Source organism: Nocardioides cavernae, assembly GCF_013410035.1.
GTDB classification, from domain to species: domain Bacteria; phylum Actinomycetota; class Actinomycetes; order Propionibacteriales; family Nocardioidaceae; genus Nocardioides; species Nocardioides cavernae_A.
In genome coordinates this window covers 86,399-104,328 of sequence record NZ_JACCBW010000003.1, presented here as the reverse complement: position 1 = coordinate 104,328, position 17,930 = coordinate 86,399, and the positions used below count along the sequence as shown (strand labels likewise).

The following is a 17,930-nucleotide window of genomic DNA, read 5'->3' as shown; positions in this document are numbered from 1 at the left end:
GAGACTAGTCGCCGACGCGGGCACCGGACTCGAGGCGTACGCCGCGGGCCCAGTCGGCGGCGGACATCTGCCTCTTGCCGAAGGCCTTGACGTCGCCGAGCCGGACGGGAGCCGTCGCGGTGCCGACGAGGACGGCGTTCTTGGTGACCTCGAGGACGCCGGGCGTGAGCGGCTCGCGGTCCACGACCTGCAGCGGGCCGAGCTTGACCCGCTCTCCACCGAAGGTCGTCCACGCACCGGGCGCCGGGTGGCAGGCCCGGACCTGGCGGTCGATGCCCACGGCCGGGCGGGTCCAGTCGACCCGGGCGTCGTCGACCAGGATCTTGGGGGCGAAGGACACGCCGTCCTCAGGCTGCTCGCGCGCCTGCAGGCTGCCGTCCTCGATGCCGTCGAGGGTCTGCACGAGGAGCCCGGCGCCGCCCTCGGCGAGACGCCCGAGCAGCGCGCCGGCGGTGTCGTCGGGTCGGACCCGTTCGGTCATCACGCCGAACACGGGTCCCGCGTCGAGCGCCTTGACGATGCGGAAGGTCGAGGCGCCGGTGAGCTCGTCGCCCGCCCACAGCGCGTGCTGGACCGGCGCGGCACCGCGCCAGGCGGGGAGGAGGGAGAAGTGCAGGTTGATCCACCCGTGGGGCACGAGGTCGAGCGCGGACTGCGGCAGCAGGGCCCCGTAGGCGACCACCGGGCAGGCGTCCGGGCGGAGGTCGGCGAGGGCAGCCTGGAAGTCGGGGTCGCGCGGGTGCTCGGGCGTGAGGACGGGTACGCCGAGCTCCTCGGCGCGCTGGGCGACGGGGCTCGCGACGAGCCTGCGTCCGCGACCGCTCGGCGCGTCAGGACGGGTGACGACACCGACGAGCTCGTGGCGGCTCGCGGCGACGGCGTCCAGCGCGGGGAGGGCGACCTCGGGGGTGCCGGCGAAGACGACGCGCATCAGAGGCCGAGACCGCGGGTCGCGTGCGGGCTGACCTTGATCGTCGGCTTCTCGAGGCCGAACCAGTCCGACTCGCGGATCTCCTTCATCGCCGCCTTGCGGGCGTCGGTGTCGAGCTTGTCGATGAAGAGGACGCCGTCGAGGTGGTCGGTCTCGTGCTGCATCGCGCGGGCCAGCAGCTCGGAGGCCTCGATGCGCTGGGGCTCGCCGTGCATGTCGAAGCCGGTGGCCACCACCGACAGCGCCCGCAGGCAGTCGTAGGTCAGCTCCGGCAGCGACAGGCACCCCTCGGCGCCGTCCTGCGTCTCGTCGGAGAGCTGCAGGGACGGGTTCACGAGGTGGCCGACCTCGCCGTGGACGTTCCAGGTGAAGACCCGCAGGCCGACCCCGATCTGCGGCGCGGCGAGACCGGCGCCCGGGGCGGCGAGCATCGTGTCGGTGAGGTCCGTGACGAGCTGGCGGACCTCCTTGTCGAAGGCGTCGACCTCGACGGCGCGCTGCCGGAGCACGGGGTCGCCGAAGAGGCGGATGGGCTGGACGGCCACGGATCTCCTTGGTCACGGTGGTCACGGTGCGGGGCTCGAGTCTAGGGACGGCACCCGGCGGCGGCCGCACCGGCGCCGACCGGCCACGCGCGGGCTAGAGGGTGGGCGGGTCGACCTGGATCCGCACGGGGTCGAGCTTGCGGGCCGACCGGATGCGCTGGAGGTCGCCCAGGGCCTGCGACAGCTCCTGCCCGGCAGCCCGCGGCACGCGCAGGAGCACCCGGTGCTCGACGGCACCGGCCGGCGCGGCCGGCGCGGAGGGGGGCGGCGCGTCGACGGCTACCGGACCCAGCACCTCGGCCCCGTCGGGCAGGTCGAGCAGGTGCAGCACGTCGTCGAGGGCACCGAGGTCACCGGTGACCGTCGCGATCCGGGCGGCGGGCGGGAGGTGCGCCTGGGAGCGCTCGTCGGTCTCGCGTCGCGCGAAGCCGGCGGGGTCCCACCGCACCAGCGCCTGCAGCGCGGGGTGGGCGGGGTCACCGACGGCGACGACGTGACCGCCCGGGCGCACGAGCGCCGCCGCGTTGAGCCAGCGCCGCAGCGCCTCCTCGGCGGCCCGGAGGTCGTCGCGGGCGAGGGTCAACCAGGTGTCGAGGACGACGACCGCGGCGTAGCCGTCGTCCGCCACGGGCTCGGCGCCGACGGTCGCGACGACGAGGTCCCCCGTGGGGCCGACCCGGTCGAGCACCCGGTCGCCGCTCGAGCTGCGGACGGTGGTGCCGGGGAACATCCGCCCCAGCTCCTCGGCGGTGCGCGCCTCCCCCCGGACCGGGGCCCGCAGGCCACGTCCACCGCAGGTCGGGCACGCCCACGCCGACTCGACGTGCCCGCACCACCGGCAGTGCGGCGGGACGGTCGGTCCGGCGACGGCGAGCGGGCCGGTGCACACCGTGCACCGCGCAGGCGCGCGGCAGGTGTCGCAGGCGAGGGAGGCGGCGTAGCCGGCGCGCGGCGTCTGGACCAGGACCGGACCGACGTCGAGCCCGCGGCGGACGGCGTCGTAGGCGGCGCGCGGGATGCGGGTGCCGACGGACCGGTCCTCGGCGGGGACCGCCTCGACGCGCACGCGGCGACGCAGCACCTCGCGCGGGACGGCGAGCTCGTGGGCCCATCCCGTCGTCAGCAGCTGCTGCGTCTCGGCGGTCCGCGCGATCGCGCCGAACAGGGCCGCGGTCCCCTGCTGCTCCGCGCGCAGCACCAGGACCTCGCGGGTGTGGGGGTAGGGCGCGCGGGGCTCGGCGTGGAGGTCGTCGCCGTCGTCCCAGAGCACGACGAGCCCCAGGTCGTGGACGGGCGCGAACGCGGCGGACCGCGTCCCGACCACGATGCGTCGGGCCCCGCGCGCGACGGCGAGGAAGTCGCGGTAGCGAGCCGCCGGGCCGCCGTCCGCGGTGAGGCAGACGTGGTGCCCGTCCCCGAGCAGCGCCGTCAGCGCGGCGTCGACGCGCGCGACGTCGCGCCCGTCGGGGACGCAGACCAGCACGCCGCGGCCCGTGGCGTACGTCGTGGCGACCGCCTCGGCGACCATCGCGGGCCAGTCGTCGGCAGGCGCGGCGGACCACACGGCGCGGGGCGGGTCACCGGCGGCGAGCCGGCGCAGGAAGGCGTCGGCGTGCGCGACCTCGGCCCAGCGGGTCGGTGCGGGCGCCGCCGCCTCGGGGGCGGGGGCGGATGGCGCCTTCTCCGCGGCGGCGTGCCGCGGGGGGACGGCGAGGCGCAGCACGTCGGACCGGGCCCCGGCGTAGCGACGGGCGAGGGTCTCGCTGAGACGGACGATCTCGGGCGCCAGGACGGGCTCGGGGCTGACCACGCGGCGCAGGGGCTGCAGGTGGCCGGTGTGGTCGGTCTGGCTCGCGCGCTCGACCAGGAACCCGTCGACGTCCTGGCCCGCGAAGCGCACCTTGACCCGCGCGCCGGGCACCGCGGTGTCGGCCATGCCCACCGGCACGGCGTAGTCGAAGGGGCGGTCGAGGTGGGCCAGCGCGATGTCGACCAGCACCCGGGCCACCGGGTCGGTCTCGGCGGGCTCCCAGGACGCGGCCTTGCGGCGCCGGGTCGCCGCGGCCTTGGCCCGCGCGTCGTCCACCGCAGCACGAAGCCCCGGGAGCATCTCTGCCTCCGGGGCCTCGTGGGACGTCATGCGGGCGATTGTGTCAGCGCGGCCCGACAGCCGTCCGGGTGCCTGTGGACGGCTCGGGGATCAGACCCCGGCGGCCGCCTTGAGCTTGTCGGCGCGCTCGGTCGACTCCCAGGTGAACTCGGGGAGCTCGCGGCCGAAGTGGCCGTAGGCGCTCGTCTCCGCGTAGATCGGGCGGAGCAGGTCGAGGTCGCGGATGATCGCGGCCGGCCGCAGGTCGAAGACCTCCAGCACGGCCTGCTGGATCTTCTCGTCCGGGACCACCCCGGTGCCGAACGTCTGGATGAAGACGCCCACCGGCGCGGCCTTGCCGATGGCGTACGCGACCTGGGCCTCGCAGCGACGGGCCAGGCCCGCGGCGACGACGTTCTTCGCGACCCAGCGCATCGCGTAGGCGGCCGACCGGTCGACCTTCGACGGGTCCTTGCCGGAGAACGCGCCTCCGCCGTGGCGGGCCATGCCGCCGTAGGTGTCGACGATGATCTTGCGCCCGGTGAGGCCCGCGTCGCCCATCGGGCCGCCGATGACGAAGGTGCCGGTCGGGTTCACCAGCATGCGGTAGCCCTCGGACGGGATGTCGAAGGTCGCGAGCACCGGGTCGATCACGTGGTGCTTGATGTCGGCCTCGAGCGTGGCGTGCTCGACGTCGGGGTCGTGCTGGGTCGAGAGCACGACGGTGTCGATGCGCACCGGACGGTCGTCGGCGTCGTACTCGATGGTGACCTGCGTCTTGCCGTCGGGCCGCAGGTAGTCCAGCGTGCCGTCCTTGCGCACCTCGGTGAGGCGCTGGGCGAGGCGCTGGGCGATCGTGATCGGCAGCGGCATCAGCTCGGGGGTGTCGTCGCAGGCGTAGCCGAACATCAGGCCCTGGTCGCCGGCGCCGCGCTTGTCGAGCTCGTCGTCGGAGTCGCCCACGCGGGACTCGTGGCCAGCGTCGACGCCGGCGGCGATGTCGCTGGACTGGGCGCCGATGGCGACCTGGACGCCGCACGTCGTGCCGTCGAAGCCCTTCTCCGAGGAGTCGTAGCCGATGTCGAGGATGGCCTTGCGCACGATGTCGGCGACCGGGGCGTAGGCGCCGGTGCGGACCTCGCCGGCCACGACGACCAGGCCGGTCGTCAGGAGCGTCTCCACGGCCACGCGCAGGTTGGCGCGGTCGGGGTCCTCCGACATGAGGTGGTCGAGGACGGAGTCGCTGATCCTGTCGGCGATCTTGTCCGGGTGACCCTCGGTCACGGACTCGGAGGTGAAGAGGCGTCCAGCCACGTTGCTCTCTCGATTCTTCTGGAACGGTGGGGTCAAACGTATCGCCAGCCCAGCATCCGGGACCGACGTCTCACTCGGCGAATCGCCGGGCGACCTCGTCCCAGATGACGTGCGCCAGGGCGGTCTTGCTGCCGCGGGGCACGTCGACGGCCGCGCCGTCGGTGCCGAGGATGACCGCCTCGTTGTCGGCGCTGCCGAACACCGCTCCCCCGCTGACGTCGTTGACGACGAGCAGGTCGCAGCCCTTGCGGGCGAGCTTGGCCCGGCCGAGGTCGAGGACCGACCCGGTCGCGTCACCCGTCTCGGCCGCGAACCCGACGATGACGGCGCCCTCCCGGGCCCGGTCGTGGGAGATCTCGGCGAGGATGTCGGGGTTCTGGACCAGCTCGATGGCGGGCGCGGAGCCGTCGTCGGCCTTCTTGATCTTGGCGTCGCTGACCGCGGTGGGCCGGAAGTCCGCAGGCGCGGCGGCCATCACCACCGCATCGGCGCTCGCGGTCGCCGCGAGGACCGCACCGCGCAGTTGCTCGGTGGTCTCGACGTGCACGACGCTCACCCCGGCCGGGTCCGGCAGCACGACGTTGGCGCTCACGAGGGTCACCTGCGCCCCGCGGGCCGCCGCGGCGCGGGCCAGGGCGTACCCCTGGAGCCCGGACGAGCGGTTGCCGAGGAAGCGGACCGGGTCGAGGTACTCCCGGGTGCCTCCGGCGGACACCACGACCGTACGGCCGGCGAGGTCCTGGGCCGGGCCACGGGCCGCGCCGCGGCCCAGGACGCCGAGGACGAGCTCGAAGATCTCGGCCGGCTCGGGCAGGCGGCCCTTGCCGGTGTCGGCGCCGGTGAGCCTGCCCTCGGCGGGCTCGATGACGACGGCGCCGCGCGCGCGCAGCGTGGCGACGTTGGCCTGCGTCGCCGGGTGCTCCCACATCTCGGTGTGCATCGCCGGGGCGAACACGACCGGGCAGCGCGCCGTGAGGAGCGTGTTGGTGAGGAGGTCGTCGGCGAGGCCGTGCGCGGCCCTGGCGAGCACGTCGGCGGTCGCCGGGGCGACCACGACGACGTCGGCGCCCTTGCCGATCCGGACGTGCGGCACGGCATGGACGCCGGTCCACACGTCGGTCGCGACCGGCTTGCCCGACAGGGCGGCCCAGGTCGGCGCCCCCACGAACTCGAGGGCCGCGGCCGTGGGCACGACGGTGACGTCGTGCCCCGACTCGGTGAACCGGCGCAGCAGCTCGCAGGCCTTGTAGGCCGCGATGCCGCCCGACACCCCGAGGACGACGCTCGTCGTCATCGGGCGGTCGTCACTCCGTGGCGTCGCCGGCAGCGTCCTCGGCGGCGGCCTCGGCGGCGGGGTCGATGTCCTCGCAGGTCAGCAGGTCGTCGTTGATCTCGCGCAGCGCGATCGAGAGGGGCTTCTCCTGCACGTGGGTGTCGACCAGCGGGCCGACGTACTCGAGGAGGCCCTCGCCGAGCTGGGAGTAGTAGGCGTTGATCTGGCGGGCACGCTGGGCGCTGTAGAGCACCAGCTTGTACTTGCTGTCGGTCTTGCTGAGCAGGTCGTCGATCGAGGGGTTGGTCACGCCCTGAGCGTCGATGGTGGGAGAAGCCACGGTGTGGGTGCCTCGCTAGTCAGTTACGGATGGAGCAGGTCCAACTATCAAGGCTACCAACTCGTCCGCAGCAGCGTGAACTTCGTGGTTGACGATGGTGACGTCGAACTCGCTCTCGGCCTCCAGCTCCGCCCGGGCGGTCTCGAGACGTCGCTCGCGCTCGGCCTCGGTCTCGGTGCCGCGGCCGACGAGACGGCGTACGAGCTCGTCCCACGACGGTGGCTTGAGGAAGACGAACAGCGCCTCGGGCATCGTCTCGCGCACCTGCCGCGCGCCCTGCAGGTCGATCTCGAGCATCGCGGGGTGCCCGGATGCGAGCGCGAGGTCGACCGGGCCGCGCGGGGTGCCGTAGCGGGCCGCCTTGTGCACGACCGCCCACTCGAGGAGGTCGCCCTTGTCCACCATCGCGTCGAACTCGTCGTCGGAGACGAACCAGTAGTGGACGCCGTTCTCCTCGCCGGGTCGCGGGGCGCGGGTGGTGGCCGACACCGAGATCCAGACCTCGGGGTGCGTCTCGCGCACGGCCGCGGCGACGGTGCCCTTGCCGACGGCGGTCGGGCCGGCGAGGACGATCAGCCGCGAGCGGCCCGTCGGGTTGCCGGCTCCCTCGGCGGTGTGGTGACCGGACTCGATCACGACGCGTCGGGGCCGAATTCACGCTCGAGCGCGGCGACCTGCTTGACGCCCAGCCCGCGCACCCGACGGCTCTCGGCGATGCCGAGGCGCTCCATCACCTGGCGCGCACGCACCCGGCCGAGACCCGGCACGGACTGCAGGAGCTCGACCACGCGCATCTTGCCGATGACCTCGTTGGTCTGGCCCTCGTGCAGCACGTCGAGGATCGAGCCGCCCGAGTTCTTCAGGCGGTTCTTCACCTCGGCCCGCTCGCGTCGGGAGGCCGCAGCCTTGTCGAGGGCTGCCTGGCGCTGCTCGGGCGTCAGAGGGGGCAAGGCCACGGAGGCGATCCTTCGGGGTCGATGCGGGGTCGGATGGGGTGAGGTCCGGCTTCGGTCCGGGTCAATCTAGTCAGATCCCGTCGGGGCAGGCAATCGGGTCACCACCACCGCGCCGGGCACGTGACGTGGGCTACTCCCCGCCGCCGGCCGCACGCCGGTCCGCACGTCGGGCCGCACGTCGGGCGGCACGTCGGGCCGCGCGCGGCTCAGCGCGAGAGTGGCGTGCCGCACACGTCGAGCGAGTGCTGCTCGAGCGCCGCCATCGCCTGCACGGTCTGCTCGGAGCCGACGGTGCGCGCGGCCGCCTCGATCTCCTCCCGGGTGGCGCCGTCGAGGTCGACGGGCGGCTGCGCGGCCGCGTAGGTGGACGGGTCGATCCCGCTCTCGTCCAGCACGTCCTCGAGGGCGTGGAGCGGCTCGACGACGTCGGCCCAGTCGTCGGCGATGTCGCGCGGGGCCACGGCACGCAGGTCGTCGTAGTCGTCGAGCGCGTCGAAGAGGGCACCGGCGTCGTCGGAGGCAGCGACGTCGCTCAGCGCCACCTGGTGCTCCTCGACCTCGTCGCAGTAGGCGTCCTGCGGATCGCCGGAGCAGCCGCCGACGGCGAGGCACCCGGCCAGGGCGACGCCGGCCGCGAGGCGGCGGGTCGCTCCGGCTGGGATCACGCTCCCAAGCCTCGCACGGCGTCGTTGCCGCGCAGCGCGGCGTCGCGCAGGGCCGCCGGGTCCGGGCCGGCGCGCAGGACCTCGCGCGACGAGCTCGGCAGCGCCCAGCGGGCGGCGGCGCCGAGGATCCGCTCGAGGTCCTCGGCGGTGCCCCCCTGGGCGCCGTAGCCCGGCACCAGCAGCGGCCCGTTGACGTCGAGGTCCTCGTCGGTCCGACCGATCGTCGCGCCGACCACGGCGCCGAACGACCCGACCGGCGTGGCGTCGGCGTTGGCCCGGCGCAGGTGGGCCAGCACCGTGCCGGCGACGGTGCCGTGGGGCGTACGCGCGTGCTGCACCTCGGGCCCCTCCTCGTTGGAGGTGAGGGCCAGCACGAACAGCCCGCCCCCGTGGCGGCGGCACGCCTCGAGCATGGGGTCGAGCGAGCCGAAGCCGAGGTAGGGGCTCGCCGTCACGGCGTCGGAGGCGAGCGGCGACGTCGGGTCGAGGTAGGCGTCGGCGTACGCCTCGCTGGTGGAGCCGATGTCGCCGCGCTTGGCGTCCATCAGCACCAGCGCACCCGCGGCGCGGGACTCGGCGACGACCCGCTCGAGGACGGCGACGCCCCGGCTCCCGAAGCGCTCGTAGAACGCGCTCTGCGGCTTGACCACGCCGACCACGGGCGCGACCGCCTCCACCACCGTGAGGGCGAACCGCTCGAGGGAGGCCACGTCGTCGTCGAGGCCCCACTCGCGCAGGAGGGCGGCGTGGGGGTCGATGCCCACGCAGAACCGGCCGCGCTGCTCGATCGCGGTCGCGAGTCGGGCGCCGAAGGGGGTGCCGGCTGGGCTGGTCATGGGGTCTCCTCTGGTCCGGGCAGGTGGGCGGTCGTGCGCAGCGTGGCGCGCAGCCGGGCGACGGTGGTGGGGTCGTGGAGCAGGGCGGTGCCGACCTGGACGGCGCGCGCACCGGCGTCGAGGTAGGCGTTGGCCGAGGCGAGGTCGCGTACGCCGCCGCACCCGATCGTGGGCACGTCGGGGTGGGCGCGGCGCACCTCGGCGACGCACCGGAGCGCGATCGGTGCCACGGCCGGCCCGCTGAGCCCGCCGGCGCGCCCGTCGGGGAACGCGGCGGGGACGGCGTTGCCGATGACGACCGCGGTCGCGCCGGCCTCGTGGCAGGAGCGGGCGCCCTCGACGATGCGGGACACGTCGGGCCGCAGCTTGGCCAGGACGGGACGGTCGGAGGCGAACTCGCGGCGGACGGCGGCGATGACGCTGGCGGAGTGGAAGGGCTCGCGGACCTCGTAGAGACCGGCACCGACGTCGTCGGGCGCGCCGACGTTGACCTCGAGGCCGGCGACCCCGGGGGCACGGGCGAGGCGGCGCGCCAGGTCGGCGTACTCCCCCATCGTCGCGCCGGCGATCGACACCAGCACCCGGGCGCCGGCGCGCACCAGCCACGGGAGCTCGGTGGCGAGGAAGTGCTCGAGGCCGGGATTGGGCAGCCCGACGGCGTTCACCAGGCCGCCCGGCACCTCGACGACCCGCGGCCCCGGACCGCCGCTGCGGGCGTCGAGGGTGATCGAGCGGGTCACGACGTGCAGCCCGTCGAGTCCGTCGTCGCCGCAGAACGGCTCGAGCTCGCGGCCCGTGCCCCCGCAACCGGCGGCGACCATCACCGGGCCGGGCAGCGGCGCGCTCACGAGCCCGCCCCCAGCGCGTCCCACCGCACGCGGTCGCCGCGGACGACGGGGCCCTCGGTGCAGCCGCGCACCACACGGTCCACACCGTCCTCGCCGACGACGGGCAGGGCGCAGCCGTGGCAGAGGCCGGTGCCGCACGGGGTGGGCACCTCGACGGCCACCTGGCTCCACGACCCGGCGCGCTCGGCGGCCGCGGCGACGCTGGCGAGGACGGCGGTGGGTCCTGCGGCGTAGACGATGTCGGCGTCGCTGCGCGCGACGAGGTCGTCGACGACGTCGGGCACCCGGCCGCGCTGCCCCACCGATCCGTCGGCGGTGAGCACGGTGACCGAGCGCACCGAGCGGCGTGCCTCGAGCGCCGAGAGGAGGCCGGCCTCGTCGGGCGCGGAGACGACGAGCGAGACGCCGCACCCGCGCTCGCGGAGGCGTTCGGCGAGCGGGAACAGCGGTGCGGCGGCGTACCCCTCGCCGACGAGCAGGCACGCGACCGGGTCCTTCGGCAGGGCGAACGGGCGCCCGAGCGGGCCGGTGACGGCGACGCGGGTGCCGACGGGCTGGGCGGCGAGCCAGGCGGTGCCGCTCCCCCGCACCTGGACGACGACGTCGAGGGTCGGGCCGAACGCGCTGGAGGCACGCACGCGGTGGATCCACAGGGGGCGACGCGCGATGTGGCCGGCGACGCTGACAGCGACGAAGGTGCCGGCGCGGAAGCGTTCGGGCAGTCCGGGGGCGGTCAGCGTCAGGTGGCGGTAGCCGCCGACGCGCTTGGTGGCGACGACCTCGCCCTCCACGTGCACGGGGCCCGCGACGCGCCGCCGCTCGTCAGCCATCGGCAGCGAGCCCCCGGACGATCCGCCGCGGCCACAGCGGACCCTCGTAGACGAAGGCGGTGTAGGCCTGCAGCAGGTCGGCGCCCGCGGCCACCCTGCGGCGTGCGTCGTCGACGCTCGTGATGCCCCCGACGCCGACGAGCGTCAGGTCGGCGCCGACGCGTGCGCGCAGCATCCGTACGACGTCCTCCGAGCGACGGGTCAGGGGCCGGCCGCTGAGCCCGCCGGCCCCGACCTCGTCGAGGGTCGCGGCCGACGTCGCCAGGCCGTCGCGGCTGATCGTCGTGTTGGTGGCGATGACGCCGTCGAGCCCGCTGGCCAGCGCCAGGTCGGCGACCGCGACCACGTCGTCGTCGCTCAGGTCGGGCGCGATCTTCACCAGGAGCGGCACCCGGTGGTCGGGGCGCACCTCGTCGGCACGGCGGCGCACGGCCGCGAGGATGGGCTCGAGCTTCTCGACCGCCTGGAGGTTGCGCAGGCCCGGCGTGTTGGGCGAGGAGACGTTGACGACGAGGTAGTCGGCGTAGGGGGCCAGCAGGCCGGCGGACTTCTCGTAGTCGCGGGCCGCCTCGTCCTCCGGGACGACCTTCGACTTGCCGATGTTGACCCCGAGGATGGTGCTGCGCCCGGTCGCCCGCCACGCCGCGAGCCGCCGTGCCACGACCTCCGCGCCGTCGTTGTTGAACCCCATCCGGTTGACGATCGCCCGGTCGTCCTTGAGCCGGAACAGCCGCGGCGTCGGGTTGCCGGGCTGGGCCTCGCCCGTGACGGTCCCGACCTCGACGTGCCCGAAGCCGAGCGCCGCGAGACCGTCGATGCCGACGGCGTTCTTGTCGAAGCCGGCGGCGAGGCCGAGGCGGTGCGGGAACCTCAGCCCGAGCGCCTCCACCGGTGCCGCCGGCACGCGCACCGCGCGGCTCGTGAGGGGCCCGGCCGCCCGGATCGCCCGGAACGCGGCGTGGTGGATGCGCTCGGGGTCGACCCGGGTGAGGGCCTGCTCGAAGAGGAGGTCGTAGGGCCGCACCGTCAGGCGTTCCCGCCGGTCGAGGCCCGGCCCGACAGGGCCGCCCAGTCCTGCAGGGACCGGACGCCGATGTCACCGCGGCGCATCGCCTCCAGGCCCTGCACCGCCGCGCCCAGGCCCTGGATGGTGGTGATGCACGGGATGTCGGTGAGCACGGCGGCCGTGCGGATGTCGTAGCCGTCCGCGCGCGGCGAGCCGCCGCTGGTCGCACCGTGCGGGGTGTTGATCACCAGGTCGACCTCGCGGTTGCGGATCCGCCCGACGATCGTGGGCTCGCCGTCGGGGCCCTCGCCCTCGGACTGCTTGCGCACCACGGTGGCCGCCACGCCGTTGCGGCGCAGCACCTCGGCGGTGCCCGCGGTGGCGAGGATCTCGAAGCCCATGTCGGCGATCTGCTTGACCGGGAAGATCATGTGTCGCTTGTCGCGGTTGGCGACGGACACGAAGACCCGGCCCGACATCGGCAGCGAGCCGTAGGACGCGGCCTGCGCCTTGGCGAACGCGGTGCCGAAGAAGGCGTCGAAGCCCATCACCTCGCCGGTGGAGCGCATCTCGGGGCCGAGCAGCGCGTCGACCGTGCGGCCGTCGGCGGTCTTGAAGCGGTCGAAGGGCATGACCGCCTCCTTGACCGCGATCGGCGCGCCGTCGGCGAGGTGCCCGCCGTCGCCCTCGGCCGGGAGCACGCCGGCCGCACGCAGGTCGGCGATCGACTCGCCGAGCATGACCCGGGCCGCCGCCTTCGCGAGCGGCGTCGCGGTGGCCTTCGAGACGAACGGCACCGTCCGGGACGCCCGCGGGTTGGCCTCGAGGACGTAGAGGACGTCGGAGACCAGCGCGAACTGGATGTTGAGCAGCCCGCGGACCCCGAGGCCGCGCGCGATGGCCTCGGTCGAGCGGCGGATCCGGTCGATCTCCTCACGGCCCAGGGTGATCGGCGGCAGGGCGCAGGAGGAGTCGCCGGAGTGGATGCCGGCCTCCTCGATGTGCTCCATCACGCCACCGAGGAAGAGCTCGTCGCCGTCGAAGATCCCGTCGACGTCGATCTCCACCGCGTCGTCGAGGAACCGGTCGACGAGCACCGGCTGGCGCTCGTTGATCAGGCCGTTGGCGACGTACTTCTCGAGGTACGCCTCCAGCGCGGCGTCGTCGTAGACGATCTCCATGCCCCGCCCGCCGAGGACGTAGGACGGGCGGACCAGGACCGGGTAGCCGATCTCGTGGGCGATCCGCTGCGCCTGGGGGTACGACGTCGCGGTCCCGTGCTTGGGCGCCGGCAGGCCCGCGTCGGCGAGCACCCGGCCGAAGGCGCCGCGCTCCTCGGCGAGGTGGATCGCCTCGGGGGTGGTGCCGACGATCGGCACGCCTGCATCGGCGAGGCCCTGCGCGAGCCCGAGCGGGGTCTGGCCGCCGAGCTGGCACACGACGCCCGCGACCGGCCCGGCGAGCTGCTCGGCGTGGACGATCTCGAGCACGTCCTCCAGCGTGAGCGGCTCGAAGTAGAGCCGGTCGGAGGTGTCGTAGTCGGTGCTCACCGTCTCCGGGTTGCAGTTGACCATGATCGTCTCGTAGCCCGCCTCGGCGAGCGCCAGGGAGGCGTGCACGCACGAGTAGTCGAACTCGATGCCCTGGCCGATGCGGTTGGGCCCGGAGCCGAGGATGATCACGGCTTCCTTGCCCTCCGCCCGGGGCTGCACCTCGGTCTCCTCGTCGTAGGACGAGTAGTGGTAGGGCGTGCGAGCGGCGAACTCGGCGGCGCAGGTGTCGACGGTCTTGAAGACCGGCCGGATGCCCAGCGCGTGGCGTACGCCGCGGATCACGTCGGCCGACAGGCCGCGGATCTTGCCGACCTGCTCGTCGGAGAAGCCGTGGCGCTTGGCCAGGCGCAGCAGGTCGGGGGTGAGCTCGGTGGCGTCGATGAGCTGCACCGCGACCTCGTTGATCAGCGCGAGCTGGTCGAGGAACCACGGGTCGATCCTCGTGGCCTCGAAGACCTCCTCGGGCGTCGCGCCGGCGCGGATCGCGTCCATCACCTTCTTGAGCCGGCCGTCGTGCGGCGTCGCGACCTCGGCGAGCAGCGCGTCCTTGTCGAGCTCGACGAACTCCTTGTGCCAGTCGAACGGCGCGTGCGTGCTCTCCAGGGACCGGAGCGCCTTCTGCAGCGCCTCGGTGAAGTTGCGGCCGATGGCCATCGCCTCACCGACCGACTTCATGTGGGTGGTCAGCGTCGGGTCGGCCTCGGGGAACTTCTCGAAGGCGAAGCGAGGCACCTTCACCACGACGTAGTCGAGCGTGGGCTCGAAGGACGCCGGGGTCTCCTCGGTGATGTCGTTCTGGATCTCGTCGAGCGTGTAGCCGATTGCGACCTTCGCGGCGATCTTGGCGATCGGGAAGCCCGTCGCCTTGGACGCAAGCGCGCTCGAGCGGGACACGCGGGGGTTCATCTCGATGACGATGAGCCGGCCGTCGGCGGGGTTGACGGCGTACTGGATGTTGCAGCCGCCCGTGTCCACGCCCACCGCGCGGATGATGGCGATCGCGAGGTCGCGCATCTTCTGGTACTCGCGGTCGGTGAGGGTCAGGGCGGGCGCGACGGTGATCGAGTCGCCGGTGTGGACGCCCATCGGGTCGAGGTTCTCGATCGAGCAGACGATCACGCTGTTGTCCATGCGGTCGCGCATGACCTCGAGCTCGTACTCCTTCCAGCCGAGGATCGACTCCTCGAGGAGCACCTCGGTGGTGGGGCTGGCCGCGAGGCCGGCGCCGCCGATGCGGCGCAGGTCCGCCTCGTCGTACGCCATCCCGGAGCCGGTGCCGCCCATGGTGAAGGACGGCCGGACGACCATCGGGTAGCCGAGGTCGTCGGCCGCGGCGAGCAGGTCGTCCATCGAGTGGCAGATCACGCTGCGGGCGGACTCGCCGCCGAGCTCCTCCACGATCTTCTTGAACTGCTGGCGATTCTCGCCGCGCTCGATGGCCTCGATCGAGGCGCCGATGAGCTCGACCCCGTACTTCTCCAGGACCCCGGCCCTGTCGAGGGCCATCGCGCAGTTGAGCGCCGTCTGGCCGCCGAGGGTGGCGAGCAGCGCGTCGGGGCGCTCCTTGGCGATGACCTTCTTGACGTAGTCCGGGGTGATCGGCTCGACGTAGGTCGCGTCGGCGAACTCCGGGTCGGTCATGATCGTGGCCGGGTTGGAGTTGACCAGGATGACGCGCAGGCCCTCCTGCCGCAGCACGCGGCACGCCTGGGTGCCGGAGTAGTCGAACTCGCAGGCCTGGCCGATGATGATCGGCCCCGAGCCGATGACCAGGACGCTCTGGATGTCGGTGCGCTTCGGCATCTCAGGCCTTCCCTTCCATCAGCGCGGAGAAGCGGTCGAACAGGTACGCCGCGTCGTGCGGGCCGGCCGCCGCCTCGGGGTGGTACTGCACGGAGAACGACCGGAGGTTGCCGTCCGCGTCCCGGAGCTCGAGCCCCTCGACGACGTCGTCGTTGAGGCAGACGTGGCTGACCGTGGCCTCGCCGAACTCGGTGCTCGTGGCGCCCTCGAGCGGGGCGTCGACCGCGAAGCCGTGGTTGTGGGCGGTCACCTCGACCTTGCCGGTGGTGCGGTCCATCACCGGCTGGTTGATGCCGCGGTGGCCGTACTTCAGCTTGTAGGTGCCGAAGCCGAGCGCGCGGCCGAAGAGCTGGTTGCCGAAGCAGATCCCGAAGTAGGGGATGCCGGCGCGCAGGGCGCCCCGCAGCAGCTCGACCTGTCCGGTCGTGGCCGCCGGGTCGCCGGGGCCGTTGGAGAAGAACAATCCGTCGGGGGCGACCGCCTGCACCTCTTCGAGGCTCGCCGTCGCGGGGAGCACGTGCACCTCGATGCCGCGCTCGCTCATCATCCGCGGGGTGTTGGACTTGATGCCGAGGTCGACCGCCGCGACCGTGAAGCGCTTCTCGCCGACGCTTGGGACGACGTAGGCCTCCTGCGTGCTGACGGCCTCGCTGAGGTTGGCGCCGGACATCTCGCCCGACTGCAGGACGCGCTCCAGCAGCCGCTGGGGGTCGGTCTCCGTGGTCGAGATGCCCACCCGCATGGCACCGCGCTCGCGCAGGTGGCGGGTGAGCGCGCGGGTGTCGACGCCGCTGATGCCGACGACACCCTGCTCGCGCAGGTCGTCGTCGAGCGTGCGCACGCTGCGCCAGCTGCTGGGGACCCGGGCGGGGTCGCGCACGACGTATCCGGCGACCCAGATGCGCGAGGACTCCACGTCCTCGTCGTTCATCCCGGTGTTGCCGACGTGCGGGGCCGTCATGACGACGACCTGGCGGTGGTAGCTGGGGTCGGTCAGCGTCTCCTGGTAGCCGGACATGCCGGTCGAGAAGACGGCTTCGCCGAAGGTCTCGCCCTCGGCTCCGAAGGACTCACCGCGGAAGGTGCGCCCGTCCTCGAGGACCAGCAGTGCCGATCGGGGCCGGGCCGGGGTCAGATTCCTGGCAGGCAGAGCCATGCCGTACCTCCTTCTCCGCCTCACGGGACGGATCGTTAAAGGATGTTCGAGCCGTCGCCGACACTACCAGCGAGCGGGGGTCACGGTGTCATCGCGTCCACCCCGCGAGCCGCAGCACCGGCCCCTCCCAGCGCCGCCGCAACCACCGGTCGTGCGAGGCGAGCACGACGCCGCCCGGGGCGGTCGCCAGGGCCTCCTCGAGCTCCCCGGCCAGCGACAGCGAGACGTGGTTGGTCGGCTCGTCGAGCAGCAGCAGGTCCGGTGCCGCGGCGATCGCGACGGCCAGCCCGAGCCGACGGCGCTGGCCCACCGAGAGGCTGCCCACCGGCGTGCGGTGGTCGCGGGGGTGCAGGAGGCCGAGGTCGCGCAGCGCGGGCGGGTCGACGAGGCCGCGCACGGCACGGTCGTACGTCGCCAGCGCCGACCGTCCCGGGTCGGCGACGTCGGGGTCCTGGGTCAGCTCGCGGACCGTGCGTGCGCCCACGTCGACCGTCCCGGCGGTGGGGGTGAGGCGTCCCGACAGCACGCCGAGCAGGGTGGACTTGCCCGATCCGTTGGGGCCGGTCAGCAGGAGGTGCTCGCCCGCCGCGAGGTCGAGACGGTCGAGGCGCAAGCGCCCGTCCACCTCCACGTCGCGGGCCCGCACGAGCGGGCCGGTCGCGGGCGAGGTGAGGTCGGCGCGGAACGTGAGGGGCGCTGGCGGCTTGCGCACCTGCTCGCGCTCGGCGACCTCGAGCCGCCGCTGCGCGTCCCTCGTGCGCCGCGCGAGGGTCTGCTCGACGCGCGCGCCCTTGAAGGCGTGGATGAACTTGTCGCCGTCCGTCGGTCCCCGGCCGTGCGCGATCGCCCCGGTACCGATGCGGGTCGCGTCGCGCAGGCGCGCGAGCTCGTCCTGCTGCGCGGCGTAGGTCTCCTCCCACCGGCGCCGGGCGTCGGCGCGGGCCGCCTCGTAGGCGCTCCAGCCTCCGCCGAACCGGCGTCCGCCGCTGCCGTCGGTGCCGAGCTCGCCGGCGTCGAGGTCGACGAGGTCGGTGCAGACGTCGTCGAGCAGCACCCGGTCGTGGCTGGCCAGGACGACCACGCCCGGGAGCTCGCGCAGGAATCCCGTGAGCACGTCGACGGCGTCGTCGTCGAGGTGGTTGGTGGGCTCGTCGAGCAGCAGGCACGTCGGGCGGGTCGTCATGATGGTCGCGAGCGCGAGCCGGGTGCGCTGGCCGCCGGACAGCGTCGCCACCGCACGGTCCGGGTCGAGGTCCTCCAGGCCGAGCCGGGAGGCGGCGAGTGCCGCACGCCGGTCGGCGTGCCAGGCGTCGTGGGCGAGCGCGTCCTCGAGCGCCCGCGCGTACGCCGCGTCCCCGTCCGCGGTGCCCACCTGCGCGGCCAGCCGCTCGACGTCGGCGACCGCCGTGCGCAGCGGCGCGAGGGTCATGGCCAGCACCTGCCGGAGGGTCGCGGTGTCGCGGAATGGTGGCTCCTGCCCGAGGAGCACGAGGTCGTCGGGCGCGCTGACCGTGCCCGTCATCCGCGCCCGGGAGGGCAGGCGGCCGCCCACGGCTCGCAGCAGGGTCGACTTGCCGGCACCGTTCTCCCCCACCAGGCCGATGCGGCGTCCGGGCTGGGCCAGCAGGTCGACGCCGGAGAGGACCGTCCGGTCGGGGTAGGTCACCGACAACCCGGTGACGACGAGCGGTGCGAGCATGTGGGAGGTCCTTCGCGATCAGGAGAGGACTCGCCGGGCCAGATGGCGCACTGCTGCGCCGCCGCGGACGCGAGTCGGGTCAGTCC

Annotated in this window: 16 protein-coding genes; all 16 read right to left on the bottom strand. The window is 74.0% G+C overall.

The window, feature by feature from the left end:
• Nucleotides 1–4 precede the first annotated feature (4 nt).
• Nucleotides 5–931: a methionyl-tRNA formyltransferase gene (gene fmt / locus F4692_RS15495; protein ID WP_179620618.1), complete on the bottom strand. Its 927-nt coding sequence runs from the start codon at nucleotides 929–931 to the stop codon at nucleotides 5–7.
• Nucleotides 931–1,476: a peptide deformylase gene (gene def / locus F4692_RS15490; RefSeq protein WP_179620617.1), complete on the bottom strand. Its 546-nt coding sequence runs from the start codon at nucleotides 1,474–1,476 to the stop codon at nucleotides 931–933. The genes fmt and def overlap by 1 nt, the downstream gene beginning before the upstream one ends.
• 94 nt (nucleotides 1,477–1,570) lie before the next feature.
• Nucleotides 1,571–3,616 (bottom strand): primosomal protein N', encoded by a 2,046-nt coding sequence (locus F4692_RS15485; protein WP_179620616.1) that lies wholly within the window; start codon nucleotides 3,614–3,616, stop codon nucleotides 1,571–1,573.
• A gap of 60 nt (nucleotides 3,617–3,676) precedes the next feature.
• Complete coding sequence (gene metK / locus F4692_RS15480; RefSeq protein WP_179620615.1) at nucleotides 3,677–4,879, bottom strand: methionine adenosyltransferase; 1,203 nt, start codon at nucleotides 4,877–4,879, stop codon at nucleotides 3,677–3,679.
• A 70-nt stretch (nucleotides 4,880–4,949) separates the two neighbouring features.
• Nucleotides 4,950–6,173 carry a bifunctional phosphopantothenoylcysteine decarboxylase/phosphopantothenate--cysteine ligase CoaBC gene (gene coaBC / locus F4692_RS15475; RefSeq protein WP_179620614.1) on the bottom strand — a complete coding sequence of 408 codons (1,224 nt, stop codon included), beginning with the start codon at nucleotides 6,171–6,173 and terminating at the stop codon, nucleotides 4,950–4,952.
• Nucleotides 6,174–6,183: 10 nt separating this feature from the next.
• A complete protein-coding gene (gene rpoZ / locus F4692_RS15470; protein ID WP_179620613.1) occupies nucleotides 6,184–6,492 on the bottom strand; it encodes a DNA-directed RNA polymerase subunit omega in 309 nt (102 codons plus the stop codon).
• 15 nt (nucleotides 6,493–6,507) lie between these two features.
• Nucleotides 6,508–7,125, bottom strand: a complete 618-nt coding sequence (gene gmk, locus F4692_RS15465; RefSeq protein WP_179620817.1) for a guanylate kinase — start codon at nucleotides 7,123–7,125, stop codon at nucleotides 6,508–6,510.
• Nucleotides 7,125–7,448: an integration host factor, actinobacterial type gene (mihF, locus tag F4692_RS15460; RefSeq protein ID WP_179620612.1), complete on the bottom strand. Its 324-nt coding sequence runs from the start codon at nucleotides 7,446–7,448 to the stop codon at nucleotides 7,125–7,127. The genes gmk and mihF overlap by 1 nt, the downstream gene beginning before the upstream one ends.
• A gap of 206 nt (nucleotides 7,449–7,654) precedes the next feature.
• Nucleotides 7,655–8,113 (bottom strand): hypothetical protein, encoded by a 459-nt coding sequence (locus tag F4692_RS15455; protein ID WP_179620611.1) that lies wholly within the window; start codon nucleotides 8,111–8,113, stop codon nucleotides 7,655–7,657.
• Entirely contained in the window at nucleotides 8,110–8,949 is an 840-nt protein-coding gene (gene pyrF / locus F4692_RS15450; RefSeq protein WP_179620610.1) for an orotidine-5'-phosphate decarboxylase, read from the bottom strand. The genes F4692_RS15455 and pyrF overlap by 4 nt, the downstream gene beginning before the upstream one ends.
• A complete protein-coding gene (locus F4692_RS15445) occupies nucleotides 8,946–9,797 on the bottom strand; it encodes a tRNA-dihydrouridine synthase (protein ID WP_179620609.1) in 852 nt (283 codons plus the stop codon). The genes pyrF and F4692_RS15445 overlap by 4 nt, the downstream gene beginning before the upstream one ends.
• Nucleotides 9,794–10,627: an iron-sulfur cluster-binding protein gene (locus F4692_RS15440; RefSeq protein WP_179620608.1), complete on the bottom strand. Its 834-nt coding sequence runs from the start codon at nucleotides 10,625–10,627 to the stop codon at nucleotides 9,794–9,796. The genes F4692_RS15445 and F4692_RS15440 overlap by 4 nt, the downstream gene beginning before the upstream one ends.
• Nucleotides 10,620–11,651 carry a quinone-dependent dihydroorotate dehydrogenase gene (locus tag F4692_RS15435; RefSeq protein WP_179620607.1) on the bottom strand — a complete coding sequence of 344 codons (1,032 nt, stop codon included), beginning with the start codon at nucleotides 11,649–11,651 and terminating at the stop codon, nucleotides 10,620–10,622. Before F4692_RS15435 ends, F4692_RS15440 begins: the two co-directional genes overlap by 8 nt.
• 2 nt (nucleotides 11,652–11,653) lie before the next feature.
• Nucleotides 11,654–14,989 (bottom strand): carbamoyl-phosphate synthase large subunit, encoded by a 3,336-nt coding sequence (carB, locus tag F4692_RS15430; protein ID WP_179620606.1) that lies wholly within the window; start codon nucleotides 14,987–14,989, stop codon nucleotides 11,654–11,656.
• Nucleotide 14,990: 1 nt separating this feature from the next.
• The gene (carA, locus tag F4692_RS15425) at nucleotides 14,991–16,145 is read right to left on the bottom strand and encodes a glutamine-hydrolyzing carbamoyl-phosphate synthase small subunit (RefSeq protein WP_179620605.1); all 1,155 of its coding nucleotides are present in this window, start codon (nucleotides 16,143–16,145) and stop codon (nucleotides 14,991–14,993) included.
• Between the two features lie 88 nt (nucleotides 16,146–16,233).
• Nucleotides 16,234–17,844, bottom strand: coding sequence for an ABC-F family ATP-binding cassette domain-containing protein (locus F4692_RS15420; protein ID WP_179620604.1), 1,611 nt, complete (start codon nucleotides 17,842–17,844; stop codon nucleotides 16,234–16,236).
• Nucleotides 17,845–17,930 lie beyond the last annotated feature (86 nt).